The sequence below is a fragment of the Pseudomonas sp. FSL R10-0399 genome (assembly GCF_009600165.1).
Taxonomy (GTDB): Bacteria; Pseudomonadota; Gammaproteobacteria; order Pseudomonadales; family Pseudomonadaceae; genus Aquipseudomonas; species Aquipseudomonas helleri.
The window spans coordinates 1-26,111 of record NZ_WIWK01000087.1 but is presented as its reverse complement, the minus strand read 5'-3'; the positions used below and the strand labels follow the sequence as shown (position 1 = coordinate 26,111).

General features: G+C 58.3%; 24 protein-coding genes and 4 pseudogenes. 6 read left to right on the top strand and 22 right to left on the bottom strand.

Annotated features, from left to right (window positions below):
• The 6 genes from GHO41_RS21300 to GHO41_RS21275 form a co-directional block, all read right to left on the bottom strand.
• Positions 1-535, bottom strand: a 535-nt coding sequence (locus tag GHO41_RS21300) for a TIGR03749 family integrating conjugative element protein (protein WP_153434581.1), incomplete at its 3' end; no start/stop codon positions are given.
• Complete coding sequence (locus tag GHO41_RS21295) at positions 532-1,224, bottom strand: PFL_4703 family integrating conjugative element protein (protein WP_323372664.1); 693 nt, start codon at positions 1,222-1,224, stop codon at positions 532-534. The genes GHO41_RS21300 and GHO41_RS21295, both read right to left, overlap by 4 nt.
• Positions 1,221-1,622, bottom strand: coding sequence for a TIGR03750 family conjugal transfer protein (locus GHO41_RS21290; protein WP_028622317.1), 402 nt, complete (start codon positions 1,620-1,622; stop codon positions 1,221-1,223). Before GHO41_RS21290 ends, GHO41_RS21295 begins: the two co-directional genes overlap by 4 nt.
• A gap of 10 nt (positions 1,623-1,632) precedes the next feature.
• Entirely contained in the window at positions 1,633-1,959 is a 327-nt protein-coding gene (locus GHO41_RS21285) for a TIGR03745 family integrating conjugative element membrane protein (protein ID WP_228392642.1), read from the bottom strand.
• A 52-nt stretch (positions 1,960-2,011) separates the two neighbouring features.
• Positions 2,012-2,245: a TIGR03758 family integrating conjugative element protein gene (locus GHO41_RS21280; RefSeq protein WP_153326753.1), complete on the bottom strand. Its 234-nt coding sequence runs from the start codon at positions 2,243-2,245 to the stop codon at positions 2,012-2,014.
• A complete protein-coding gene (locus GHO41_RS21275) occupies positions 2,242-2,598 on the bottom strand; it encodes an RAQPRD family integrative conjugative element protein (RefSeq protein WP_153326751.1) in 357 nt (118 codons plus the stop codon). The genes GHO41_RS21280 and GHO41_RS21275 overlap by 4 nt, the downstream gene beginning before the upstream one ends.
• Before the next feature lie 376 nt (positions 2,599-2,974).
• Between GHO41_RS21275 and GHO41_RS21270 the strand changes: the two genes are divergently transcribed.
• Together GHO41_RS21270 and GHO41_RS21265 are read left to right on the top strand one after the other, a co-directional pair.
• Complete coding sequence (locus GHO41_RS21270) at positions 2,975-3,298, top strand: helix-turn-helix transcriptional regulator (protein WP_024718120.1); 324 nt, start codon at positions 2,975-2,977, stop codon at positions 3,296-3,298.
• The gene (locus GHO41_RS21265; RefSeq protein ID WP_153326749.1) at positions 3,295-4,584 is read left to right on the top strand and encodes a type II toxin-antitoxin system HipA family toxin; all 1,290 of its coding nucleotides are present in this window, start codon (positions 3,295-3,297) and stop codon (positions 4,582-4,584) included. Before GHO41_RS21270 ends, GHO41_RS21265 begins: the two co-directional genes overlap by 4 nt.
• Positions 4,585-4,599: 15 nt before the next feature.
• Here the strand turns inward: GHO41_RS21265 and GHO41_RS21260 are convergent, their stop codons facing one another.
• The 12 genes and pseudogenes from GHO41_RS21260 to GHO41_RS21205 form a co-directional block, all read right to left on the bottom strand.
• Positions 4,600-5,349 carry a TIGR03747 family integrating conjugative element membrane protein gene (locus tag GHO41_RS21260; RefSeq protein ID WP_323370840.1) on the bottom strand — a complete coding sequence of 250 codons (750 nt, stop codon included), beginning with the start codon at positions 5,347-5,349 and terminating at the stop codon, positions 4,600-4,602.
• On the bottom strand, positions 5,342-7,516 hold the full coding sequence (gene traD, locus GHO41_RS21255; protein ID WP_153326745.1) for a type IV conjugative transfer system coupling protein TraD: 2,175 nt from the start codon (positions 7,514-7,516) through the stop codon (positions 5,342-5,344). The genes GHO41_RS21260 and traD overlap by 8 nt, the downstream gene beginning before the upstream one ends.
• Before the next feature lie 10 nt (positions 7,517-7,526).
• Positions 7,527-8,078 carry an integrating conjugative element protein gene (locus GHO41_RS21250; RefSeq protein ID WP_153326743.1) on the bottom strand — a complete coding sequence of 184 codons (552 nt, stop codon included), beginning with the start codon at positions 8,076-8,078 and terminating at the stop codon, positions 7,527-7,529.
• Positions 8,075-8,605 (bottom strand): transglycosylase SLT domain-containing protein, encoded by a 531-nt coding sequence (locus tag GHO41_RS21245; RefSeq protein WP_153430145.1) that lies wholly within the window; start codon positions 8,603-8,605, stop codon positions 8,075-8,077. The genes GHO41_RS21250 and GHO41_RS21245 overlap by 4 nt, the downstream gene beginning before the upstream one ends.
• Positions 8,606-8,640: 35 nt before the next feature.
• Entirely contained in the window at positions 8,641-9,378 is a 738-nt protein-coding gene (locus tag GHO41_RS21240; protein ID WP_153326740.1) for a TIGR03759 family integrating conjugative element protein, read from the bottom strand.
• 9 nt (positions 9,379-9,387) lie between these two features.
• Complete coding sequence (locus GHO41_RS21235; protein WP_153326738.1) at positions 9,388-10,044, bottom strand: hypothetical protein; 657 nt, start codon at positions 10,042-10,044, stop codon at positions 9,388-9,390.
• A complete protein-coding gene (locus tag GHO41_RS21230; RefSeq protein WP_218580274.1) occupies positions 10,041-10,625 on the bottom strand; it encodes a hypothetical protein in 585 nt (194 codons plus the stop codon). Before GHO41_RS21230 ends, GHO41_RS21235 begins: the two co-directional genes overlap by 4 nt.
• 226 nt (positions 10,626-10,851) lie before the next feature.
• Entirely contained in the window at positions 10,852-11,160 is a 309-nt protein-coding gene (locus GHO41_RS21225; protein WP_048350974.1) for a hypothetical protein, read from the bottom strand.
• Positions 11,161-11,606: 446 nt separating this feature from the next.
• A complete protein-coding gene (locus tag GHO41_RS21220; RefSeq protein ID WP_057005354.1) occupies positions 11,607-12,434 on the bottom strand; it encodes a DUF932 domain-containing protein in 828 nt (275 codons plus the stop codon).
• Between the two features lie 263 nt (positions 12,435-12,697).
• A complete protein-coding gene (locus tag GHO41_RS21215; RefSeq protein WP_153326736.1) occupies positions 12,698-13,249 on the bottom strand; it encodes an STY4534 family ICE replication protein in 552 nt (183 codons plus the stop codon).
• A 319-nt stretch (positions 13,250-13,568) separates the two neighbouring features.
• Positions 13,569-14,410 (bottom strand): annotated as a pseudogene (locus tag GHO41_RS21210) (phosphoadenosine phosphosulfate reductase family protein).
• Positions 14,411-14,542: 132 nt separating this feature from the next.
• Positions 14,543-14,962: pseudogene (locus tag GHO41_RS21205) on the bottom strand (transposase); the annotation flags it as partial.
• A 317-nt stretch (positions 14,963-15,279) separates the two neighbouring features.
• Here GHO41_RS21205 and GHO41_RS21200 point away from each other — a divergent pair.
• Positions 15,280-15,981: a VacJ family lipoprotein gene (locus tag GHO41_RS21200; RefSeq protein ID WP_153326734.1), complete on the top strand. Its 702-nt coding sequence runs from the start codon at positions 15,280-15,282 to the stop codon at positions 15,979-15,981.
• Positions 15,982-16,138: 157 nt separating this feature from the next.
• Here GHO41_RS21200 and GHO41_RS21195 read toward each other — a convergent pair.
• Positions 16,139-17,495, bottom strand: a pseudogene (locus tag GHO41_RS21195) (IS1182 family transposase).
• Positions 17,496-17,774: 279 nt separating this feature from the next.
• On the opposite strand from GHO41_RS21195, the gene GHO41_RS21190 reads away from it, so the two are divergent.
• A complete protein-coding gene (locus GHO41_RS21190; protein WP_153326732.1) occupies positions 17,775-18,524 on the top strand; it encodes an IS5 family transposase in 750 nt (249 codons plus the stop codon).
• A gap of 18 nt (positions 18,525-18,542) precedes the next feature.
• Positions 18,543-19,017, top strand: a pseudogene (locus GHO41_RS30425) (hypothetical protein); the annotation flags it as partial.
• A gap of 247 nt (positions 19,018-19,264) precedes the next feature.
• Here GHO41_RS30425 and GHO41_RS21180 read toward each other — a convergent pair.
• Genes GHO41_RS21180 through GHO41_RS21170 form a run of 3 tightly spaced genes read right to left on the bottom strand, consistent with a single transcriptional unit; the run spans position 19,265 to position 24,980 of the window.
• A complete protein-coding gene (locus tag GHO41_RS21180) occupies positions 19,265-20,698 on the bottom strand; it encodes an efflux transporter outer membrane subunit (protein WP_153326731.1) in 1,434 nt (477 codons plus the stop codon).
• Positions 20,695-23,832, bottom strand: a complete 3,138-nt coding sequence (locus GHO41_RS21175; protein ID WP_153326729.1) for an efflux RND transporter permease subunit — start codon at positions 23,830-23,832, stop codon at positions 20,695-20,697. Before GHO41_RS21175 ends, GHO41_RS21180 begins: the two co-directional genes overlap by 4 nt.
• Positions 23,833-23,846: 14 nt before the next feature.
• The gene (locus GHO41_RS21170; RefSeq protein ID WP_323370824.1) at positions 23,847-24,980 is read right to left on the bottom strand and encodes an efflux RND transporter periplasmic adaptor subunit; all 1,134 of its coding nucleotides are present in this window, start codon (positions 24,978-24,980) and stop codon (positions 23,847-23,849) included.
• Positions 24,981-25,226: 246 nt separating this feature from the next.
• Here GHO41_RS21170 and GHO41_RS21165 point away from each other — a divergent pair, with 246 nt between their 5' ends.
• Positions 25,227-26,021 carry an IclR family transcriptional regulator gene (locus GHO41_RS21165; protein ID WP_153326727.1) on the top strand — a complete coding sequence of 265 codons (795 nt, stop codon included), beginning with the start codon at positions 25,227-25,229 and terminating at the stop codon, positions 26,019-26,021.
• Positions 26,022-26,111: the final 90 nt, after the last annotated feature.

The window sequence follows — 26,111 nt, the reverse complement described above, 5'->3', positions numbered from 1 at the left end:
CACCAGGAACGGATTCGACCGTGCGCAGCGGGGCGTACAGGTGCTGCGCGGCGTAGCGGGTCAGCACCACGGGCACGGGTGTTTCATGGGCAGCGCGAGGCGGGCTGGTCGTGTCGGCGCTGTCATGACTGTCCTGAGATGTCTGCGCCTCGCCGTAGCGTTGAGCAGGGCCCTCAGCCTCAACAATGCGCACCGGCTCCATCGCTGCCCGGCCTGCTTGAGCGGGCTCGGCAACGATGTCCAGCAGGATCAGTGTCCCGTTGTCAGCATCCTGCAGTTGCAGGCGTGTTGGTTCGATGGGCTCACTGGCGCGCAGATAGAGTGCACCACCGGCACTTTGTACCCGCAGGCGACCGACGAGCGAGGTAGGCACCCCCACGCGGACGTTGCGGTCGATGAACACGATCCGCTCCTGATCCACGACCAGGGAAACCGCCAGGGGCAGGCGCTCCCAGCGCAGGATCTCCACGGCGTGGACTGTCGGCGACAACACAACGGTGAGCAGCAGGCTGAAGGCACAGAGCAGGTGTTTCATGGCGTCTCTCCCATAGCGCCACCCAGCCCGCCCGTCGTGGTGCTGGCAGGTGTGACAGGGCCGGGGCTGATGATGCGTTGCGGCGCGCCGCTGTAGCAGTCCAAGGCCAGGCCGAACGGGTTGCGCTCGGGGTCGACGTCCACCCGTACGACCTTGAGCGGGTAACGAACCAGCGCTCGTTTGACCTGCTCGGCGCCGTAGTACTCATCCGCCGTCACATCAAGCGTGACGATCCAATCGCGGTCGGAGACGACTTTCACCCGCTGGGCCGGGTTCTCGCCGTAGCCACGCCCCGGTATTTCATAAATGCCTCGTACCCGCTGGCGTAACTCACCTGCCGTACGGCGGTATTCATAGTCGTTGCGCAGAAAGGTCTGGCAGGCGGGGGTGAAGTAGGGCGCCAGTACATGAATGTTGCGCGCATAGTCTTCGTCACCGTTGGTGGGCCAGCGCTGGAGTTGCTGCCAGATGTAGAACGAGAAGGCGTAGACGCTTTCGGGTGGCACTTCCCACCATTTCCGGGTACTGCCGGAGCGCAGGTCGGGCGGGACGTGCACGGTCAGGTCACGCGGTGCGCTCCACCAGCCGCCGCCCATCACCAAGGCGATAACAAGTAGTGCGCCAAGCCCCAGCCGCAAGGTCTTGATGTGCGACTGGAGGTGAGTGATTTCGTTCTTGAACCGGCTCACGCTGCCTTGCTCCTGCGCGTGCTCCAGTAACCCGATCGGATCACTAACGCGTGCGCGCCCACAAAAGACGCTAAGGCTGGATGACGCTGTGCAATACGCCACTGCAGTTGGCGATACAGCCAGGTATCGGGTCTGCCACGTTTCTGGCGACGCAGCATGCCTCCACCTGCAAACACCCCGGCAGCGATGCCCAGCATGATGGCCGTGGGCACGATGGCGATCGTCGAAAATACAAAGGCCAGCGGCACGCCAACCACCAGGCTGCCTGCCGCCGACAGCCCGGCGCAGATCCACAGCTCATCCGCGGTAAGGCCGCGGACGACCACGGGGTGACGGTTGAGACGGTGTGGAAGAAACACCACCGTCCCGTCAGGCCGAATGTCCTGATGCGTGCTCATGGCATGACTCCTAGAGCACGCCGGTGGCTTCAGTGAGCAGCCAGACACCAACGACCAGCAGGACGGCGCCCACGGCCACCGTCAGGCCGAATTGCCCCCAGGTTTTGCGGCCCGTGTGGATTTCCGCATAGGTACCGTAGGCGTGGTAGCAGACACCGACAAACATCGAGGCGACCACCAGCAAGGCAACGAGCATCACGATGTCGTAACCGTAATTGCGCAGCGTCTCCATGATGCCGGAGCCGGTGCCCCTCGACGGATCTTCCAGGGTTGGGAGGTCGGCCCGGGCAAACGTCGGCAGCATGGCGAGTGTGGATGCCGAGGCCAGGACGGCCATACGTGCCGAATGCAAGCGATACGAGAGCAGGTTCATGATGTGAGCCTTTGCGTTAGGAGAGCAGGAAAAAAGTCAGCACCACGTACATCGCGATAAACCTCACCGCAACGCCGACGAACTGACGCTGGGAAATCCGCTGTTCCGACCAGCCGACATAGGCTGTGCGCAGGGCCCATACGCCCCACAGCAGCAGGGTTGCGAACACGGCGCCGAGCAGTACGCCGGCGACAGCAGAGGGGGTGAAGCCTCCATTGGCCTGAAAGGCGGCAAGCTGGTTGGCGTTCATCGGTCATCCTCCTGTTCGGCGTCCTGGCGGTAATCGCCAAGCAGTGCAGAGGGATCGCGTGGCTGTGCACGCTGGGGCGTCAGGTAGTCGTTGATGCCCGACTGCATGCGCTGCAGGTCAGCGTCCAGACGCCGATAGTCGAAGTGATAGCGGGATCGTGACTCGGGGGCGGTGCTGGCGGATTGTTTGGCCAGACGGTCAAGCAGGTCGAGCTGGCGGGCGACGGCCGCCAGGTGTTCACGCTCATACCCATCGTCAGCTGCGGCGGCGAGCTGAGTGATGAAGAGATTGGTGAGCAGCAACGCTACGACAGGACGTCGCCATGCGTAAGCCGAATTGTGAAACCTTGCCATTGCGCCATTTCCGATGGACTCGAATGGCTCGATGCTGCGGGGATGGCTGGTGGAAAGCCGCAAACAATGGGGAGTTACTCCTCACCACTTTCCTTACAACATTTTTTTGGTGGTGTTGCGTTGTGCATTCTGAGGAGAGTGGCAGGGGCGACTGTTTCATCGCAGAACAGCTATCTCTTCATCTGTGTCTCTGCGTATCGAAATCGTGGACGCTAAGGGCTGATATCTTGTCAGATTTCACTTTAGCATTCTGATTGGAGTGCTAATCGCTTACTAGCGCTCCCATGGGATGGTTATTGACAACAGTAACGAGGCGTGAGGTAATTGTTCTCATGGGAACTGATAATAGCCTTAAGCGTTCCTATGAGGATGATAAATGAGTACACCACTGCCGTTGCCCGTCGAGCGGGCACTCCGCAAGCTCGGCAGCGACATTGAGCTTGCACGCAGGCGTCGACGGATTTCACAGGCCTCGCTTGCAGAGCGAATGGGGGCTTCTGTATCCACTGTTCGGCGCATGGAGAAAGGGGATATGCGGGTGCCTATTCATTTCTTCGCCCGCGCCTTGCACGTGTTCGGTGAGGTACAGGCGCTGGCCAACCTGCTGGATACGGCGCACGACGACATCGGGCTGACGCTGATGGATGAACAATTGCCTAAACGTGTACGCAGTAAACCGCCGGCATCGGGGGCATTATGAAATCGGTTACTTCAGTTCGCCAGCAAGTCCAGGTCTGTCTTGGTAAGGCGGGAATAGCTGTTGGCACTCTTATTTACGTCAAGCAGGGACGCCGCGAGAACACCACCTTTGCCTATGAGCAGGGATGGCTGGGGAATCAGGAGGGGTTCAATGTTTCTGCCGATCTCAGCCTGATCTCGGGTTATCAGCCACGTAGAGCTCCCTCAGCTCACGATTCGGTCTTTCATTTCGCCATTGCCGATACGACACCGGACGCTTGGGGACGCCGGGTCATCGCACGTGACCATGCCAAGCGTCGTAAGGGTAATCCATCGCTCGCGTCGCTGACAGAGATGGACTACCTGCTGGCGGTTGACGATTTCAGCCGGATCGGCGCGCTGAGACTGCGCGATCAGAACGGACATTATTGCCGGACGATTGAAGATGGACGGCGCGCTACACCGCCACTGCTGGAATTGCAGCGCATCTACCAGGCCAGCCGGGCAGTTGAGAAAGGTCAGGAAAGCACTGAAGATTTGCGTTACCTTCAGGGCAAAGGCACATCGCTCGGCGGGATGCGCCCCAAGAGCACGGTGGTCGATGAGGATGGCGCACTCGCCATTGGAAAATTCCCAAGCGTGGGCGACACCCGTAGCGTGACGCGCGGCGAAGTGCTGGCCTTATGCTTGGCAAAACAAGCAGGTATCAATGCCGCGCCGGCCCGTATCATAGAGCTGGATGGCGTACCGGTCGCTATCATCCGCCGTTTCGATCGCGATGCTGCTGATGGGCGTATTCCATACCAGTCCGCCGCGTCTTTGCTACAGGCGTCGCGCGAAGAGGATCGAAGCTATACCGAAATTGCCGATGCTATCCGTTCCGTGGGGCATGCACCGACCGCAGATGTGCAGCAGCTGTGGCGGCGACTGGTTTTTAACCTACTGATCACCAATGTGGATGACCACCTGCAGAACCATGGCTTTCTTCATGTGGAAAAGGGGCTCTGGCGGCTGGCACCGGCATTCGACGTCAATCCCTTCCCGGACAAAGAGCGAGAGTCGAAAACCTGGCTGTCGGAGGAGGATGGACCGATCACCGATCTTGAGATGCTGCTGGCGCGGAGCACCTATTTTTCGTTGAGTCGGGAGGATGCGTTGGCCGTGCTGGCAGAAGTGTATGACGCCGTGCTGGACTGGCGGCAGATTGCGCTCAGTGCAGTGGTGGGGTTGCAAGCGAGCGAGTTGGACGATTTTGCGCCAGCGTTTGAGCACGAGCAAATGGAGGCGGCGCAGGCATTACTGGCCTGAAATACCGCTCAGCACTTATAGGTATTTTTTGAAGCTGCCTGCTGCGAGGTCTGTTGCGGCACCTAACAGAATTGCGCAGGGAAGCAAGATAAGAAGCGGGTGTGCGCTGACGGGCAGGGTCAGGTAAAGGACCCAAGGCATGACGGCGAGAGGCATCAGACTGGCCTTTGCCCGGTGGTAGACAAAGCCTGACTCACGGCCCGCACCAAAGCGCCTGATGTCCCTCCGCACCAGGCCATCGACCAGTCCGACGAAAGCTGCCATCAGGAACAGTGGGATGGTCAGCACCAGCACCAGCAGCCGGACGAGGAACACCAGTAGCGTGTACGCACTGGCGATCAGATCGTTCTCCAGGTACACATAAACCTGACTCAGATAAAAACGGAAATCCCGACCCGTTCCCTGGCTGGGTGAACTGGCTTTGGCCGATGCGTCGCGCATCCAGTCAATGAGCCCGCTTTTGACGAACACCCATTGGTAAGCCGTTTCTACCAACCAGGACGCCGTTTGTCCTGGTTCCTGCACCACGGCGCTGCGTGTGAAGTGTTGTGAGAGTTGCGTCAGTTCGTAGTCCAGCATGCCTTGCGCGTGCCGCCAGCCTTGATCGGCCCAGAACAGGTGCATACCCACACATTCGATCACGATGGACAGAAACAAAGACCCCAACAGCACGCCCACAAACCGGAATGGCAGCGTGATGATGCCGGTGATCAAACCCTGCTGTTGGGTCTGCTGGCGCTGCGCTGTGTTGGCCGGGTCACTCACGGTTGCGCCTCTCAGCAGTCGTTTCGGCGGTCGCCATATGCCGGAACCCGTCAAGCAGGTCGTCAGGTAGGGGGGCATCCTGCAGGCCCGGTAGTGCTTTGCTGTCCCACCAGTCACCCGCCTCGACGTAGTGTTGGCGCATGTACCCAGCAAGCTGCTGCAGGTCCCTAGGCATCACTTCGTCAGGGTCGGGTGCCGGCAGCGGCATGCGAATCTTCCAGAGGTTGCCGCCTTCGATCAGTGCAAAGCATTGGCCCTTGGGTAGGCCGACAACATGGGCTGGCTCGATCAGGGGCACACTCGTCGTCGTGATGCGGTCCTGGGTGTTGCTGGTGAAATCGGTCTTGCCGTGAATGTCGGAGCTGTCGGTGGCGCCGCTCATCAATGAGGTGGTGTACACCTCAACCTTCGGCAGTTGTTTCGTGAGTAACTCGGCGGTCGCAGTTTCCCGCACCCTCAACATAAACAGATTGTTGAAGTTACCGACCACCTGACCGGCTTTGGCGCGGTTGCCGATACGCGCTTCAATGTCACTGAGCGTTTGCGTATAGGCGGTGACCTGGAGACCGGCACCGCCGCCTTTGTTGACCATGGGGATGAACTCATCACCCATCAGTTCGTTGAACTCGTCGGCGTGCACGTTGATCGGTACTTTGACCCCAGACCCCGTGCCGGGTAGACCATCGTCAATACCGAACTTGTAGATGTGTCCAGCGACCGATACCAGGTCGCTGAACATGCTATTGCCCACGGCGGCTGAAACCTCGGCATCCGAGAGCGCATCCAGGCCCACATACACCACGGCTTTCTTCCGGATAATCTGCATCCAGTCGAAAATGGGCCGGGGGTCGGCCAGATCGGCATAGTCCGGGGCCAGCAACTGAGAGATCTTGCCGGTCGTGAGTTTTTCCAGCAGGGGCAGCAACGAGGCGACGATCTTGTCGAAGTAAGTGCGGTCATAGCGTACGGCAGATCTGAGCCCGTCCAGCACCGGATCGTAGACCCTGACCTGTGACAGGTATTGTTCGAGTGCAATGACGCGCTTCTCGCGGCCGATCATGTTGCGGGGAATGTTCTTGTCGTTGAGCCTGGCCTCGATCTGCACGATGACTTCCCAGGCCTTCGGCTCGTTGCTCGCGAAGTAGTGTTGGGCGTATTCGATGAACAAGGCATCGATGTTCACCACGTGCCGCTGGATCAGCAGGTAGTCGGGCCGCTGCCCCAGCTCGACGAGTGCACGGGCGATGATGTTGACGAAGCGCCAGGCGAACTCGCGAAACGCCGCAGAGTTGCCCTCGCCGGACAGTTGGCCGGCAATGCGCGTGGCCACCTCGCTGATGCGACCAAACCGTCCCACGGCGTTGTAACGGGCGGAAATATCTGGCCAGCCGAGGTGGAAAACATAGAACTCGCCCTCGCGCCCGGCGCGTTTGGCCTCGACATACATGCGCTTGAGCAGGTCCGCATCGCCTTTGGGGTCGAAGACGATGACGACTTCGTGCTCGTCAACTGCGTTACGCCGCCGGATGTCCTGAGTGATGAACAGCTCGGCGAGTCTTGTTTTGCCCACCCGCGTGGTGCCCAGGACGAGTGAATGCCCAACCCGTTCCCCCAGCGGCAGCGTGACATCCACCTCATGCGGTTCAATGCCATGCAGGCGCGGCATGCCACCGACTGGAGGTAGCGGCCGCGCCGGATTAAATGGGCTGTCCCAGGCCGTCAGTCGGGCAAGTTTTGAGAGTGGAAAGGGTGCGAGTTCCAGCCGCTCTTCCAAACGGCGGGCGATTCGGTAGGCGGCCGTGGGTTCCACATAACGACGAAACTCGGGGCGGTACGTTTGCATCAGCCGATGCGTGTGCCGCTGATCCCAGCGAAACCCTCGGCCGATGAACAGGCGCTGCTGACTGACCGGCACAGCGCGGCTGGTCATCACGTACTTCGGTAGACGGCGGACATTGCGCCGATAGTGCAGGATGAACCGTGCCTCACGGAGCCGAATAATGCCAAACACCAGGAACGCCAGGGCTGATCCCAGGCCCAGCAGTGGATTTAACGCGAGCGACCATGGCGCCACTAGGCACAGAAGCGCGGCGGCGGCGCAGACGGCCACCGTGTACAACTCCACCGCTGGCCGTAGCAGGACTTCCACCGCATGAGGCTGGGCCATGGCGAGCGGCTCACTGCTCAATGCCGGTGGCAGTGACCAGCACGGGGTAATGGCGCAACCCCAGACGTTCTGCGAGATCGTCGCCCGATACCGGCGATAGTGTCAGGCCCGGGGCCAGCCCGCGCAAGGTGGCAAGGGCGTCTGCAGATGCCACGTTGACGACCAAGCCGACCGCCTTCAATTTGCCCAGGATTGCTGCACGCTCGCGTAACCATTGGCGCGAGTGGTCGTCATCGCCGACCAGAAACATTGGCCGCAGACCTGAGGCCTGGATGACCCTGCGCGGCTCCTCCCCCGGCGACAGCCGCCCGGAACGAACCGGCAGCATGTCTGTTTCGCTGAAACGTTGCTGTGACGGATGAGGTGCGGAGAGGGAAGGGGCTAACGGCTGGTCTTGGCGTGGTCGTAGATTCAGTGATTGGTAGTAGGGCCATGTCGAAACACCGCCACGGTCTTCGACCACGATCAACGAGGCGGCGTCTGCGAGCGCTCCCCCGGTGGCCAGGCATAGCAGGCCGAACAGCGATGGGGCGGCGATTCGCAGAGGAGGATGGAGCTTCATAGTGGTTTTCTCCTGAGGGAGTTTTCAGCGAGGGCGCCGCCGAGCACGCGCTGCAGGTGCTTGTGCACACTCATGCGGTAGCGGGCAGCCGGTGCCCCACCTGCCGGCCGGTGGTAGCGTCCAATGGCGAGCAGCCAGTCCTCGCCATCGGAGTGCTGTTCGCGCAGAATTTTCGCTGCGATAGCGAGGTTGCGATATGGGTCGAGCAGATCGCAGGGCTGCGGGTAACGGTGCTTCTGATAACCCAGATTGATCTGGCCGAGGCCGGCGTCGACCCGTGTGGGAGGAGCCTCCCGCAGCGCCTTTTGCAGACCCGTACAGGCTTTGGCGCGGGAACTGAAGCGGTGCGGCGCGCCCGCCACATTCAGGGTCCAGGGCCACGGCACCAGCCGGTCATCGCGTTGCAGCCCACTCTCCTGCAACGCCACTGCATACAGCACCGCAGAGGGAATGCCAGCCCGGTGAGCGGCGATCTGATACGCCGGAGGCGGTACGTCCTGCGCGCTGACGGGGACGATGATGGCCATCCACCCCAGTACCACGAGCCGATGACGCCAGCGGGTCACTGCCGTTGCCATTGGCCACTGACCTGTCGCACAACGGCAGGCAGGTCCCCCGGCAGGCCCAAAGACAGCCAGCGACCGGCATCGTGGTTGAGCGTGATTGAACCGTTGCGTACGCGATCTGGATTGATACTGGCTCGCTTCGCCCAGTCGCGAATGAGCGTGTCGTTGGCGCGGCTGCCGACCATGTAGAGGTCGAAGCCGACATCAGATGCCTGCAACTGCTGAACCGTCAGGCCACAGGGCGCGCAGCCGTCCTTGATGAACACGGCGATGCGGTCGGTGCTGTTGGCGGTGGTGGAGGAATTGCCTGGAGTATGGCCGGGCAGGGTGACACGTTGCATGCCTGGGTGCAGGCGTTGCCAGGCGGTGTCGTAGGCCCGCTGGTAGGCCAGCGTCTTTTCGACGCGGCGGGCTTCAACCTGAACCTGCAACTCGGCATAGCGACGGCGCTCCTCGTCGGAGCGCGCTTCGATGCCGAGTGCGGTCAATGGGTCGAGGTTGGGCGAAAAAAGGCCCAGCGGTCCCTGCATCAATTGGCGATAACGAGCCCATTCCTCTGTGTGCAATCCCCAGTCACGGGCCTGTTGTTCGTCGCTGACGCGTGAGGTCGTTGTTTGTTCCTCGCTGGGCGAGACGGTGGATGCGATCGTGCGAGCGTTCTGTGCGATTGCCGGAGAGAGAAAGGAGACGGCCAGGCTCAGCGTTAACGCGCGGAAGACGAGAGTGTTGTTCATTCCGAGCTCCTACGGCAGCGTCAAACGATGCATCTGGCCACCGTTCTCGCGCTGAAACACGGCGGCCTGGCCATCGATGGCTTGCAGGCGCCAGCCGCTGTCAGTTTCACCGGGACGCAGGACGCGCATCTCGGAAAAGGCGGCATTGCCGGTTGGCAGGATCGACAGAAATCGTTCGCCGCCGCGAAGCTCGATCCCCATAACCGTAAAAGGTAGGCCCGCTGCTTGGGTCGGTTTTGTCGGGGGTGTCACACGGGTGCGCACCGGTACTGGAGTCGTCTGGTTGGGTTTATCCAGACGGGCGGTCAACTGGTCGATGCGTGTTTCCAGAGAAGACAGGCTGGCTGCTGTCAGACGCTGCTCGAGTCCGATTTCGATGGCGGTCATTCGTTGCTCAAGTGTTTTGCTATCAGTCTCATAACGGGCTTGTGTCAAGGTAACAGGCAGTTTTAGCAGGGCGTCGAGGCGCTGGCTCAGATCAGTCAGCCGGGCTTCCAAGGCAACAACCTGGTTGCCCTGAGCGCTGGCGCTGGTCTGGGTGGCCAGACTCGACAGCGAGACGTGGTTGACGATCGTGGCTGCGCTAATCAGGATCAGCCATGCGATGCTGGCCGCACGCAACAGCATGCTGCGGGAGTCGCCTGGGGTGGATTGAAATTCCCTCATGGTCTGGCCTCCGTTTTCAATGGAGGCCGCGCTATGTCGACAGGGGCGACCGGTCCGGATTGGGGAAGTGCACCATCGGTGGTGGGCTGCACTGCGCGTGTGAAGCAGATCCGGCGTGCGCCGTCGTCGACCTCCAGATCCCAGGCAGGACCGGCCAGCGTGAGCAGGGCATCACGCAACAACAGCGGGCCCAGTCGGTAGTGCGAAGCCGGTAGCGGGAGCGCATTCAGCGCTGCGATATCACTGCTGGAACACAACTGGTAGCCAGAACGGAGCAGGACATGACGCAGGGCGTCCCCAACGGTGGCTGTGCGTGTGCCGGGAACGGTCACGTCGACGACCTGAAGCAGCAGGTCCTGTTGCGCTGGTACCGGAGCCAACTCGACCAGGGTGTACCGGCCATAACGCACCACTGAAATGAACTCCGGCACCCCGCGCGCGGACGCGCTGGGACCTTTCTTTGCGGGTTCAACCGGAGTGGGTGGAGTCGGAGCGGATGCCGTCGTGCAACTGGCCAGAGCGGCTGTCATCAGCAGGCAGAGTAAGACCTTGCTGGGGTGATTTTGGCTGAATGCTGGCATCGGTCGATTCTCTGGAGCGTGGAACCGACACCATCGCCTCACAAGGCCGGTGTATCAGCAAACAATAGGATTCGCCGAGTCACCAGATTAATCATGCCTTTGGCCTCGCTCGGAAACTCTGCCTTAGGCCAAGGGGGGCAGGGGCCGAGTTAGGCCCCCGGGCGGTGAAAAAAGTGACTGACCGGTACTGGCGACCGGAAGTCGGTAGATAATGGCAAGAACGGCCTCAGCGTTCCGACGGTAGCCGGATCATGGTGGCACTGCGGTCGGCCTCGGACATGATGCTAAGGCTGATTTCACGGGTGACCACGTAGAATGAATTGAGCTGCCCGTCGATCTTCAGCGCGGCGTTGTTGGCGTACCAGGTCTCGTCGGAAACCTGGCCCCAGTCACCACGCGCATGACGTTGAAAGAACGGCATTGGATCAAGGCGACCTTCACGCATCAGGCGATCGACGCCCTTGCTGAAGATCAACGCGCCAACCGGAAACAGCAGCTTGGAGTGGTGGCGGTGGTATCTGGATGAATGTGCCATGGAAGTCTCCTTGTTGAGGACCACAGCACCCTTGGGGGGATGGGCCCCAACAGGTGGATAAACCGACAATCTCGGCCTTCAGGGTGCAACTGCCTCGACGAGTAATTGAATGGTCGTGAGACTGCGTTGCTCGTCAGTGATAACCACCAACGCTAAATCACCACTGATGGCACGGTGCTCCTTGGGCGGAGAAGGGCTGCGCGGAGCGCAGATGTGGGAGGTATCGAAGGTTCATGGTAAAGCTCCTTTGGGATAAAGAAGTCGGTCCGTGAATGCGCAGTAGCGGTTGGATGGCGGATGCATGGGGCATGGTGATGTCCTTACGAAGAAGGGACGGCACCAGCCCGTGAGGCCAGTACAGTCCCTTGGGGATTGAAGAGCGCTCTGGCAGGAGCGATGTGTGAGAATCGCTGACTCTGCCCGGAGTGGGCAAAGTCAGCGAGCGGTCAAGCTTTGAGCTGTCGCAAACCTTCGGCCAGCAACCACAATGCCCGATTGAGGCGTACGTTTTGATCGATGCCTTGCACCGGGCGTGTGCGTTGATGACGACCGTTGGCAGTCCGGCCGGACAGACCTCCTTTGACCAGATTTTCCTGTACTCGGTTAAACACCGACCACAGATCCGTGCGTTGGTCATCGAACCGGCGTGTCGCCAACACCTGGCTTTCAGTGATCGGCAGCACCTTGTCCGGGCTGTCGTACTTGAGCATCAGTGCCGAGCGCGCAAAGACCTCTGCTTCGCCATCGTCGAGCGTGATAGCTCGCATGGCTTCGTGGGAGTCCTGTACCTGGTCGAAGCCACGCAGGACTTCATAGGCGCCCTCGATGACATGTTCCGTCACGTTGCCCTTGTGAGGCACACGGACGTCACCGACGATGTTGCCGCACACCAGACCGTTTTGGCAGACAAAGCGGAACATGCCCGCCAGCATCTGATAGCTGCTCGTACCGTCGTGACTATTGAGCAAGATAATTTCATTGGCCTCTTTGCCATTGATCTGGCTCGCATGACGAAGCCGGAGCATGTGCTTGGTGAATTCACGACGGTCTTCGTGACGCACGCGGGTCTGGCACACCATGAAGGGCTCGAACCCTTCATCGCGTAGTTTCGCCAGTACAGCGCAGGTCGGTATGTAGCTGTACCGCTCGGAACGGCTTTCATGCGGGTTTTCCGCGAAGATGGAAGGGGCGACTGCGCGGATCTGGTCATCGGACAGCGGATGATCAGCACGTAGCACGGGGGAGCGTGATGCAAAACGAGAGGCAAGTTGCATGACAAACTCCTTGAAAATTGAGCAGCCGACAACGACTGGCTAGGAGCCAGGCGAGCACGAGTGCATAGGACAAAAAGCCCCGCGATGCAGGGGCTGGACGAAACTTGGCAGGAAGAAGCCCATCTGCATGTCGGTCGTACCGATGCGGATGGATACGCCAATGGCGTAATAACCCAATAGGCAATGAAGGAAGGCCGGGGCTTATGTTGGCCCGATATCAACCGCACGAGGGTTGAATCGAAGGACCACCCCGGCGTTACGGATCAGAACGACTCGGCCAGTGCCGGTGTTTGTGCATCGGTGGCTTCGTCGACAGGTTCTGCAACAGACTCGGAGGTTTCCGAAGCGGGTGCTTCCTGGCTGACAGGCGATTCGGAAGCCGCAGGGGCTTGCGATTCGCTTTCATCGGCCTTGGTCGATTTCGGCTCGGCCTTGTAAACCAAAGCACTGTCGACCTTGATCCAACTGATGAACAGCAGACGGGCCTTGAGGCTCACGCCCTGTTCGCCTGCACGTTTACCTTTGGTGTAGGTGAACGTATCAGCCCACAGGTCGCTGAGTCGGAACCCGATCATCACTTTCTTCTCCGCCTCGACGGCCTTGATGCAGCGACGAACCAGGTGTTGTGCTTCCGAGCCCGATACGCGCGTATCAAAACGCACGTACGAGACGTCGTCGCTCGGACCATTGAGCGCTGCGATATCGCAGGCCAGGAACGGATCACCTTTCTTTGGCTTCACTTCGCGAACGCGATTGAGATAACCGAGGCCGGTGATGTGAAGATCGAAAAAGGTTTTTTCGGATGAAGTGGTCATGGTGAATCTCCAGACTTGCAGGACAAGAGTGCGGAGACACACCGACCCGGACGGGAGGTGTGTAACCCCCGCGTGGGTTGATGGATCCTGGGATCCGGTACAACTAGACTGGCATCACCATCGAAGACTCGATGGGCGTTCGCATCTGGGATGCCGAGTGCGAACTGGATTGATCAACGCGGACGGAACCGCGCCGTAGTCTTGAAGATCGTGACCACCTGGGCATGTTGCTGACAACGTCAGCGGAACATGGCTGTAACGTGGCACCCGTGGGATGTGCCCGCTACCGGAAATCGGTACTGGCGCGCATCCCCATTGTTCAGTCACCACAAAAACAGGCGATGGACGCTTCGTCGGAATCGAACATGTCGCGCTGGTGGGCGGCGAATCGGGCCAGGTCGGCATAGGTCGGGCCATCGTTGCGAAAGCGGGCGCCGCTGTGTTTGCTGGCAAGACTCAAAGACTCCATACGTATCCACCAGACGGCGGACCCCGGTTTGGCCTTGAACAGTGCCAGCCGCTGTCCCTGTGGCTTGAGAAGCACAGGTCGCAGTTGCCTTCGAGCGTGCGGCCGTTCACGGTCAGCAATTCCAGATCGAAGGGCTGGGCCTACCAGAAGGCGGTCACCTCGCGCATGCTCACGCCAGCCTCGGCCAACGGCATGCACATCGTCTCTCTGCTGGACTCTGTGGAATGACCGCGCGTCCTGATCTTCGCCACGCGGCGCTGCTCGTCAGCCCGGATGCCGATGAACTGATCCCAATCGGTCCAACCCAAACTGCTTACGAACTTGTGCATTGCACGGATTTTCAGGGAGGTGGTGCAACCCCGAGCTACCGGGTTGGGCAGGTGCTGGCGCTTGCGGATTAGCGCCTCGAAGGGTTCGCCTTGTCGGCTGGCGTTTGCGAAATTGACCACCGCGAAGCCGGGCAACGCATCGCGATATTCGAGCCATTGGATCGGCACCTGCCACCGTACGCTGCACTCGCGTACGAAACGCAGCGTGGCCTCCACTTCCTTGCCGGTGTTGGCGAAGCAGACTACGGTATCCGCAGGCAGGCCCGCATTGGCTTGCAGCACTCGCCACAGCATGTAGGCGCTGGTGCGACCGCCGCTGAAACTGATACAGGTGGGTTGGTCAATCTTGAATGGGTCGCGCATGTGAGCTGTCTCCAGGCTGGTGTGCCGACAGGCACCGACGGCAGAGGGAACTCCTTGTGAAAGGAACGAGAGACAGGCATGCGGTCACATGGCCGTTGTTCAGAAAAAGGCCCCCGGATGGAGCAATGCTGTTCACTTAAGCGGAGCAGCGTTGCGATCCACTGGATATCGGGCTTTAGACATCTTCACTGCCCTGGGTCTCGACGGCCTGGGGCATTTTTTTATGAACAGCGTGCCGATGCTGCCGCGCAGCTCCTTCAATCTTCGTGGTGTGTGCGAGGGCGACAACGCCGCTGCCATAACAACCAAGTGGCTGGCAATAAACTGGCAGGCAAATTTGAAACTGATCTCGCAAGGCGCCCGCTGGTGGGCCACGGCGGCCTGACTGGCTTCTCTACGCACGACGTTGTAACCGAGTAGCAACCCCCACAACTCCTGATACACCAAGTCCACGGTTTTGCTTCGAAGCGTCAAGGCGTTGTCCTGCATTGAACTTTTGATATCCCTGAACCCCAGTTCAATTTCCCAGCGTTCGTGGTACAGCGTAGCCAGTTTGGGTCCAAACCGCATCAGCGCCAACAATTTGTAGTCGGAACGATATTGCGACTGCGAATTTCGACATTTAATCGTTAGCTTGCTATCATTATTGCATCTAGCCCTGTCGAGTGCTTGAGGAATTAGAAGCCTTGAAGGCCAGGAACCGACAGAGTTTTGCTTTATCAGACAAACGCTCAACTGGACGATAGCCTCGGAGCAGAGGGGGAGATCAGAGGCTCACGCTACAATTTTAGATCCCGCTTTTCCCCATTCTGTATGTGCAGAGGACCATCTAACTCGCCACATGACATCCCATCTACTAGGAATCTGCTATGTTCATGACAGGTACAGGCTTCATCCATCGACTGGCTCAAATGAGCCTCATTGCTGGGACGGCGCTGATGCCCGTGGCGGCTCAAGCCGCTGATGACGATCCATGGGAAGACGCCAATCGCGTTATCTACCGCTTCAACGACACCCTCGACACCTACACACTGAAGCCCTTGGCGAAGGGGTATCAATTCATCACGCCGCAGTTTCTGGAAGACGGCATCCATAACATGTTCAGGAATATCGGCGATATCGGTAACTTTACCAACGATGTCTTGCAGGGCAAAGCGCACGCCGCTGGCGTCGACACGGCGCGCTTGTTGTTGAACACCACGCTTGGTGTGGCGGGCTTCTTCGACGTCGGTACCCAGATGGGCCTGCAGCGCAATGATGAAGATTTCGGCTTGACCCTTGGCCACTGGGGGCTACCGACCGGTCCGTACGTGATGCTGCCGTTGCTGGGGCCGAGCACGGTACGCGATGGCATCGCCAAATACCCGGACACCTACACGACGCCGTACCGCTACATGAACGATATCCCGGCACGTAACACCCTCTTCGCGGTCGAGATGGTCGACACCCGCGCCAGCTTCCTGTCGAGCGAGAAGGTGATCACCGGCGATAAATACACCTTCATCCGCAACGCCTTCTTGCAGAGCCGCGAGTTTAAGGTCAAGAACGGTAAGGTAGAAGACGACTTCTAGGAGCCTGTCGGACTTGACCACGGCAAGAGGGAGACTGCAGATCCGGGAGCAAGGCATTTTCTGACGAGGCGCGGAGTTGATTGGCGCGATACTGGAGCGGCGTGTTTGCGCGCCTGAGCCTCTGGGGGGCTGCCATCAGGGCGCACTTTTCTACCGATTATACCGTGCGCAGCACATGCAAGCGTTTGATGTTCCGGCCATGGTCACCAAACTCCATTCGCCTTGGGCTTTGGCCAGCCCGCGCATACTCATCTGCCGCCAACCCATTACCCGCTTGATGATGCCAAACACTGGCTCGACCGTTTGCTTGCGCAGCTTGTACAACGATCGGCCATCTTGCGTGCTCAGGCGATGGGCCATTTGTTCGACCGGGTCACTCGTCTGCGGTGGCGGCAAGTTGGTTGCGAAACGTTCCAACACGGGTGTGTGATGCGACTCGCGCTTGAGCGCTAGCAGCGGTTCGATCTCGGCTTCGTTGCAGGCGTTCACGTTGGCCAGGCTGAAGAAGCCGTTGTCCGCGATCAGCGTTTGCACCTCTCCCAGTGCTGCGGGCAAGGCGCGCAATGCGCTGCAGCGTAGGAACCACTTCGCGCTTGTCATTGCAGGCCTGAGTGAAATGTTGCGTGACCACCAGCAGCGTCTCAACATCCACCCCGGCTTGAGCGTTGTAGCTCTGCTCGAAGCCACTGCTTGCGGTGGGCATGATGCGGGATTCTTGATCGGTCAGGTTGACTTGATCGCTGTCTTTAGGGCCGGCCGCGGGCGGTTCGGGATCCTTGCCTCGTGGCTTCTTACCGGCTTTGCGCTGGGCCTGACGCTTGGCTGTCTTGGCCTCAAAGTCCTGCTGCTCGACGGCGTGCCGCTCAGCCGCGCGTTGCTCGATCTTGGCCTTGGACTGGGCAATCGCACTGAGTCTATCTTCACGCCGGGCAATCTCGGCCGGCACATCCATGCCATCGGGCACGGTGGCACGGACGCTGTTCTCGGCCAGCGCCAACAACTGCTGGACTTCCTGGCGTGACTGCTCTTCGATCTTGTTGCCCTGCGCCCAGGACAAGGCCCTATGTGTACTGGCGTTGGCATCGATCTTGGTACCGTCCAGGGCAATGTGGCCAAGCTTGAGCGAGCATCATCTCGCGCGCCAGCATCAGCACCTGAACGAACAACGATTCGACCTCCGTCAGGAAGCGTCGGCGGAAAGTGACCAGGGTGTCGTGATCAGGGTGGGTATTGGCCGTCACGTAGCGAAACGCCACCGAGTCGTAGGTCGCTCGTTCGATCTTCCGGCTGGAGTGCACGCCATTGGCGTAGCTGTAGATCAGCAGGCCCAGTAGCACCGCGGGGTGGTGCGCGGCCGAACCTCGGCCGGCGTATTGGCGGATCAGTTCGCTCAGATCGAGTTGCTCAATGACTTCGACCACGAAGCGCGCCAAGTGATCATTCGGCAACCATTCATCCACCGAGGGTGGCAGCAGGTAAGCAGTGTCTCGGTCAGCGGGGATGAAGCGACTCATCGAACGGTCTCCCGGTTGCAGGGCAACGATTGTCGCGGATAGGGACTGGGCTGGAGATTGCCTGCCTGCCGGACTCCGCCGTTCGCGATGCCTTGGCCTGTGGACAGTTGACCGGGGTGTTGGGCAAACATGTGCAGGGCACTGGCACGTTTAGTGTGCTCTGGCCAGCCAGTCGGCATCCCATACCTAGGGTCTGTTGATGTTTCGCGCTAACCCTTTGATAAAAAAGAGCAAACTCGTATTGTTCAAGCTCTCACACCAAAACAAAGCGAGTTTGCAATGCCCCGATTACTGCTCAGTGACGAGCTCTGGTCGAAGCTGGAAAAAATTCTGCTTCAAGAGTCCATCTATAACAAGCGCGATTTACGGATGACGGTAGAAGGCATGCTCTATCGCATGCGCGTCGGTTGTCCCTGGCGAGACCTGCCCGAGGCTTTCGGGTGCTGGAACTCGATCTACAAACGGTTCAATGCCTGGTCAGCAGGAGGTAAATGGCTCAGGGTTTTCAAGGTGCTGGTGAACGAGCCAGACCTTGAGTGGGAGTTCATTGATGGCAGTTACGTCAAAGCCCATCAGCACAGCGCGGGGGCTGCCAGTGGTGAAATTGAGGCCATCGGCAAAAGCCGAGCGGGCAATACGACCAAGATCCATCTGGCGATAGATGCCTACGGATTACCCATCGAGTTTGTGATCACCGGCGGTGAGGTCAATGACTGCACTGCTGCCCCGGAGTTGATAGCCAAGCTGCCTCATGCTGAAGCGATCGTCGCGGACAAAGGCTACGACAGCTCGCGGATACGCGAGCAGATTGAGGCGAAAGGGAGCAAGGCCGTCATCCCGAGAAGGCGCAACTCCGTTAAGGGCAATGCCGACCTGGACAGAGGCTTGTATCGATACCGGCATCTGGTAGAGAACGCTTTTGCTCGACTGAAACACTATCGAGCAGTAGCGTCCCGGTACGATAAGTTGAAAAGAAACTACGAAAGTGTGGTGGCCATGGCCTGTGGGGTCCTATGGCTACCGATGTGAAACGTCAACAGACCCTAGCAAGTGGGATTGTTCTCGGAAGCACTCGTTGCCATCGATGACAGCAGATTCAAAGCATTCAAGAACCGTGACCGTAATGTCACCAGCGCCAAACGAAGCGGCGAATGGAAGAAATTGAATCGAGCATCAGCCGTTACCTGACGGCGCTCGATGCTGCCGATCGGTGAGAGCCAACAGCTTCCGAGCTCAATGGATATGACTAGAAGAAAAAATCGTCAAGCTCAGAACTCAAATGAAAGAGCTTCAGGCGGTCGAAATTCAGATCAATGAGTTGTCAGATAAATAGGTCTCACTGATCGACCCAGACGCCCGTTCCATGATGACTAGCGGCACTGGAATCGTCGGTTGCAACGTGCAGACTATCGTTGATAGTCCGTTACCAGTCCTGCCAATTGCACTTGTCGCCGCACAGCAGCAACACCATATGGTGCCCCGACAAGGCGTAGTACACCCGGTAACCCGGTCCGATGTCGATGCGCAGTCCCATACGCCATCGCGACAGAACCTGTGGTCACCCCACCGACACCTTGGCCGGGGTGTCGCGCAATCGCTGTAGCCAGTCCAGGTACAGATCCCGATGGTCGCTAACCATCAGGTTTAGTCGACACCAGGTCGATTGCTTATCGGGCAACAGTGTTGATGTGCCTGATAACGGCAAATAAAAAAACGTATTGAAAACAGACGGACGAGCCCATTGCCTGGGGCTCGTCACTTTCAACCGTTTAGTTTTTGACTAAATGACTCTCCGGAACGGGCTGTTCCCAGCCACCGCCCAAGGCTTTATACAACTGCACTTGGCTATCGAGTTGCAACAGTCGATCGCTGAGCAGTTTTTGCCGAGAGGACAACAGCTGACGCTGCGCATCCAGCAGTGTCAGGTAGTTATCCACCCCTTCGTCATAGCGCTGCTGCGCCATGTCGAAGTATTCCCGGGTGGCTTGCACCAGGTCGCTCTGGGCTTGCAGCTGTTCGCTGTAAGTACCTTTTGCGGCCAGGCCATCGGCGACTTCCTGGAAGGCGGTCTGAATGCTTTTCTCGTACTGCGCTACACCGATGTCCTTCTGGATAGTGGCGTAGTCCAGATTGGCCCGCAGACGTCCGCCGTTGAAAATCGGGACGTTGATCTGCGGGACAAAGCTCCAGCTACCTTGACCACCTTTGAGCAAGTCTCCCAACTGGCTGCTCGCCGAACCTGCAGTCGCGGTCAAGCTGATGCTCGGGAAAAACGCAGCCCGTGCGGCACCAATATTGGCATTGGCCGCCAACAGGCGATGCTCGGCTTCCTGAATATCCGGACGCTTTTGCAGCAGGTCAGAAGGCAGGCCAGCGGGAATATCCCTCAACAAGTCCGCGTTAAGCGCCAAGCTATTGACCTGATCGCTCGGAATATTTGCGCCCAGCAGCAGCTGCAAGGCGTTGGCATCCTGAGCGACCTGGCGGGTGTAGAGGATCTTCTGCGCTCGCGCACTGTCGACCAGGGTTCGTGCCTGACGCACATCCAGCGCCGAAGAGGTTCCCTCGCGCTGGGACGATTCAATCATCCTCAGGCTCTTGGTGTAACTTTCCAGCGTATTCGCCGTGACCTTAAGCAGCTCCTGATCGGTCTGCCAGGTCAGATAGGCGCTGGCTACATCAGCAATCAAACCGATACGAATGCTGTTTTGTGCCTGCTCTGTGGCCAAGTAGGTTTCCAACGCCGCGCTGGTCAAGCTGCGCACGCGTCCGAAAACATCCAGCTCATAAGAACTGATGCCGACGTCCAGACCATACTGACTCTGAATTCCGGACTTGCCGGTGGTCGCTAAATCGGCCGGCAGCCGCTGGCGGCTACCACTGGCATTCGCATCAATACTGGGAAACAACTCCGAACGCTGGATGCGGTACTGCGCCCGGTACGCTTGCACGTTCAAAGCGGCCACCCGTAGATCGCGGTTGTTTTCCAGGGCCAGGCCAATCAACTGTTGCATTTTGGGATCACGGAAGAAGTCCTTCCAGAGCAACGATGTTGCTGCGGTATCTGTTTGTGCGCCATACGCCGGGCCTTGCGGCCAGGCGCTGTCAATCGGCGCCTGAGGCTGGTTGAACTCTGGAATCATTGAGCAGCCAGGTAGACCCAGACCCAAGGCTACGGCCAGCGTGAGATGGTTAAGCTTCATGCCTCTTCTCCTGCCTGCACGGGGGCAGCTTTTTCTTTCTTGGTGAACAGGCCCGTCACAACTACATAGAACAAAGGCACGAAGAAGATCGCCAGGAACGTCGCAGCCAAGGTGCCACCGACCACCCCGGTACCGATGGAGTGCTGGCTCCCACTGCTAGGGCCGACAGCTATTGCCAGCGGCAGCACACCCATGACGAACGCGATGGAGGTCATGATGATCGGACGCAAGCGCAAACGGGCGGCTTCGGCGGCGGCCTGAACCAAGGTTCGGCCTTGATGTTGATACAGATCCTTGGCGAACTCGACGATGAGAATGGCGTTTTTCGCCGCCAGGCCCATGGTGGTCAACATCCCCACCTGGAAAAACACGTCGTTGGAAAGCCCTCGCAGCAACGTCGCGATAACCGCACCCAAGATCCCCAGCGGAACGACCAGCATGACAGCGACCGGAATGGACCAACTTTCATACAGCGCAGCCAGGCACAGGAAGACCATCATCAGCGACAGGATGTACAGCGCAGCCCCTTGCGAGCCTGCTTGTTTTTCCTCGTAGGACAAGCCAGTCACAGCCATACCGATACCGCTGGGCAGTTGTGCCGTAATGCGCTCCACTGCGGCCATGGCATCGCCCGTACTGTAACCAGGAGCAGGTGTACCCAATAGCTCAATGGCGGGAATGCCGTTGTAGCGCTCCAGTTTGGGTGAGCCGAAGACCCACTTGCCTGTGGCAAAAGCCGAGAACGGCACCATGTCGCCAGTAGCATTACGTACATACCATTTATCAAAATCTTCAGGCGAGATCCGTGAATCCTGATTGCCCTGCACGTACACTTTCTTGACCCGCCCTTGGTCAATAAAGTCATTAATATAGGCCGAGCCCCACGCCACCGACATGGTCTGATTGATGTCAGCGATGGACACCCGCAAGGCACGCGCCTTCTCATCATTGATACTGACTTGGTATTGCGCTTCGTCATTCAAGCCGTTCGGGCGTGTCAGCGCTAACACCGGCTCTTGGGCTGCCAGCTCCAGGAACTGATCGCGGGCCGCAACCAAACCATCATGGCCAACACCCGCGGTATCCTGAAGAAAAATATCGAAACCGGTGGCATTGCCCATTTCCAGAATGGCAGGCGGCACAATCGCGATGACGTTCGCATCCTTGATCGTGGCGAATTTGGCGTTAAGCCGCTCGGCCACTTTAAACACCGCACTCTGCGCCGACTCACGGTCTTCAAAGGATTTGAACATGACGAAAGCTATTGCGGAGTTCTGGCCGCGCCCCGCAAAGTTGAAGCCGTTAACCGTAAAGGTTATGGCGACGCTGTCACTTTCCCCCTCGTGGATGAAGTCCCGTACTTGTGTCAGTACCGCCTCGGTGCGCTCAGCACTGGCATTTTGGGGCAGCTGCACCTGTACAAACATGACGCCCTGATCTTCGTCCGGCAGAAACGCCGTCGGAATCCGCACAAACAGCACCGCCACGACAGCGATTAGAGCCAGATAGATAAACATGAAGCGCCAACGACGGGCCAGTATGCCTTTTACGCCACGCTCATAACTCAGGGTACTTTTGTCAAAACTGCGGTTGAACCAGCCAAAGAAGCCCTTTTTCTCATGCTGACCAGGTTTGTGCGGCTTGAGCATCGTGGCGCACAGGGCCGGTGTGAAGACAAGGGCAATTAACACCGAGAAGCTCATGGCCGAAATGATGGTAATCGCGAACTGTCGGTAAATGACCCCCGCCGACCCGCTGAAAAACACCATCGGCAGAAAAACCGCGGAAATTACCAGGCCAATACCCACCAGCGCACCAGAGATCTGGTCCATTGACTTACGTGTCGCCTCCTTGGGGGACAAACCCTCCTCGACCATGAGCCGCTCGACGTTCTCCACCACTACAATGGCATCGTCCACCAGCAAGCCGATGGCCAGCACCATGGCGAACATGGTCATCACGTTGATGGTAAAACCACAAGCGAAGAGCACACCAAACGTCGCCAGCAGAACCACTGGCACAGCCATTGTCGGAATCAGCGTTGCCCGAAAATTCTGCAGAAACAGGAACATCACCAGGAACACCAGAACGATCGCTTCAATTAGCGTATACGCAACTGATTCGATCGAGGCCGCTACCACTGGTGAGGTGTCATACGGAAAATAGACCTCGACCCCTTCCGGCAGGTAAGGCTTGAGTGCTTCAACCGTCTCCTTTACCTGGGCGACTGTATCGAGCAAGTTGGCCCCGGTGGCCAGGCGTAGAGCCAAGCCCGCCGCTGGTTTGCCGTTGATCTCGCTGGAGATCGAAAAGTTTTCGCTGCCTAGAGAAACCTCGGCAACATCCATGAGCCGAACCTGCGAGCCGTCCGGGTTCACTTTGATGAGAATGTCATTAAACTCTTCGACGCTGCGCATCCGCGTCTTGCCGATGACCGTGGCATTGAGCTGAACCCCTTTACGCGTCGGTAATCCGCCAAGCATACCCGACGATACCTGGACGTTTTCTGCCGAAACAGCATCCATCACATCTTGTGGTACCAACTGGTAGCTGTTCAGTTTGCCGGGATCAAGCCAGATCCGCATGGCGTTTTGTGCCCCCAGCACCATGAAGTCACCAACACCTTTAACCCGGGATATGGGGTCCTGCATTTGGGAAACGATCAGGTTGCCCATGTCAAAGTTGGACATGCGGCCATCAGTGGACACCAGCGCCATGATCAACATGAAGTTGATCTGATATTTCACGACGCGAATACCCTGGCGCTGAACTTCTTGCGGCAGCATAGGCGTCGCCAACTGCAGCTTATTCTGCACCTGGACCTGAGCAATATCCGGGTCTGTGCCCTGATCAAACGTCACGATGATCTGCATGCTGCCGTCGGTATTGCTGTTTGACGAAATGTAACGCAGGCCATCCAATCCATTGAGTTGTTGCTCAATCACCTGCACCACCGTGTCTTGCACCGTCTGTGCAGAGGCTCCCGGGTAGGTCACGCTGATTTGTACCGCGGGCGGCGCAATGTTGGGATACTGGTTAATTGGCAGCGCAAAAATGGCTAACGCACCACCGAGCATAATTACCAAGGCAATCACCCAGGCAAAAATGGGTCGATCAATAAAAAAATGAGACATGGCAACTAAGTTCCTTAAAGGGCAGCGGCACTGAAATCAGTCACCAAATCAACATTGCTTGCTTCAGTCGGCTTTACCTGAGCCCCTGGCTTCAAGCGCTGCAAGCCCTCCGTGACGACCTTGTCGCCAGCCTCAATGCCTTTACCGACCAGCCACGCGTTACCCACGGTCCGCAGTGTTTGCAGATCGCGTAGTTCGACCGTGTTATCCGGCTTGAGCACCCACGCGGTGGCCACGCCTCGGCTGTCGCGGATGATGGCTTGCTGAGGTACCAGCTTGGCACCTTCTTTCACGCCTTCCTTAAGCTCTGCATGAACGAACATTCCGGGCAGCAGTTTGTGATCCGGGTTGGGGAACATCGCTCGCAGGGTCACTGAGCCGGTACCTTGGTCGACGCTGACCTCGGAGAATTTCAGCACCCCCGGCAGGGAATAAGCGCTGCCATCGTCGAGGCTCAAATTGACTTGAGCCTGATTCTCGCCGGCACTTTGCAGTCCGCCTGATGCCAAGGCGCGCTGCAGCCCCAAAATCCGGGTGATCGGCTGGGTCACGTCGACAAAAATCGGATCAAGTTGGGTGACGGTGGCCAACTCCGTGGCCTGCCCATTTGTGACCAACGCACCTTCAGTAACGGCAGAGCGGCCGATCCGGCCGGACACAGGCGCCAGTACGCGGGTATACCGCACGTTGATCTCGGCCATCTGAACTTCAGCCTGCGCCTGCTTCCATGTCGCATAGGCGTCGTCGTATTGCTGACGGCTGACCGCGTTGGTCTTGAGCAGTCGCTCGTAACGTTGAGCCAGTTTCTCGGCGGTCCCGAGATTGGCCCTGGCTTTGGCCAGCTCAGCTTGATAGGAAGCAGGATCTATCTGGTAAAGCTGTTGGCCCTGTTTGACCTCTGCCCCCTCTTCAAACATCCGCTTCTGTACGATTCCGCTGACTTGCGGACGCACTTGCGCTACTCGAAAGGCAGATGTACGGCCTGGGAGATCGGAGGTCAGGGTCAAGGCCTCGGCCTTGACGGTATAAACACCGACGTCGACCGCAGGATTTTCAACCGCTAGCGGCTGAGATTTACCGCATCCCGTCAACAGGACAGCAGTGAAGGGAAGGATATGTAAGGCACGCAAAGGCCATGAGCGGTTCACCGGGGATCTCTCCTAAAAGCTGAAAAAGCATGATCTGATGTATCACAATTGAGTTCAGTGTACCATAATGTGATCCGTGCGCAGCAAGCGCTTTTTCCGGTTCACTTATTCGTTAGAGTTCTTGATTCGATTAAAATCGGTCACCTGTTCCCCCGCAGTGCTGGGTGACAGATCACGTTCAACATCTCGATTCGGTGGGCTGTTTAATTGAAGAACACCGCGGGCAAGACAATAGAGAGAGAAATAATGAGCAGGGATTCAACCTTGGAAAATAAACACAACGGCATTCTGGTGATCGCCAAGGCTGCGGCAGTGATGCGGGCGCTAGGTGACAATCCAAAAGGACTTAGTCTTGCGGCGATAGCCCATATTGTTGAATTACCCCGCTCTACCGTTCAGAGGATCATCGCTGCGCTGGAAGCCGAGTATCTGGTCGAGTCTCTGGGTGCGCGAGGAGGCTTTCGCTTAGGACCTGCGCTTGGGCAACTTATCAATAAAACGCAGTCGGACATCATCTCGGTGGTCCGTCCCTTTATCTGCGAACTTTCGCTGCTTGTGGGAGAGTCGGTCACCCTGGGGTCATTGATAGGTGACAAAATCTATATCGTCGAACGGATTGTTTCCGAACGGGAACTAAGAATCGTCTTTCCAATTGGCATCCAGCCGCCGTCATATGCGACCTCAAGTGGCAAGGTGCTTCTCGCCGGCCTTAACTCTGAAGCCGTTATAGCGCTGCTTCCCGAGTCACTACCCAAACTGACGCCCATGACCCTGGATAAAACCGCATTGCTTACGCAATTGGACGAAATTCGCGTTCGCAGTGTTGCTCACGATCAAGAGGAGTACATCGAAGGCATCTGTTCAGTGGCTGTATCGATCAATACGTATCTGGGTAACTATGCAATTGCCGTCGTTGCTCCGGCTTCTCGCACCGCTGCGCGAGCCGAGCAATTTGAAGCGGCCCTTGTAGAATGTAAGGAAAGAATAGAACGAATGATTGGTTCTTCTAACTTGCCGAAAAGGGAGAGCTTAAATGGCTAGAAAAACGGCGGAGGGGCGGTCTCAAGGAGCAAGTGCAACAGTCAGTTAATTTTCTGAGCTTGCTAAGCGAAACAATCCCGCTTCCAAAAC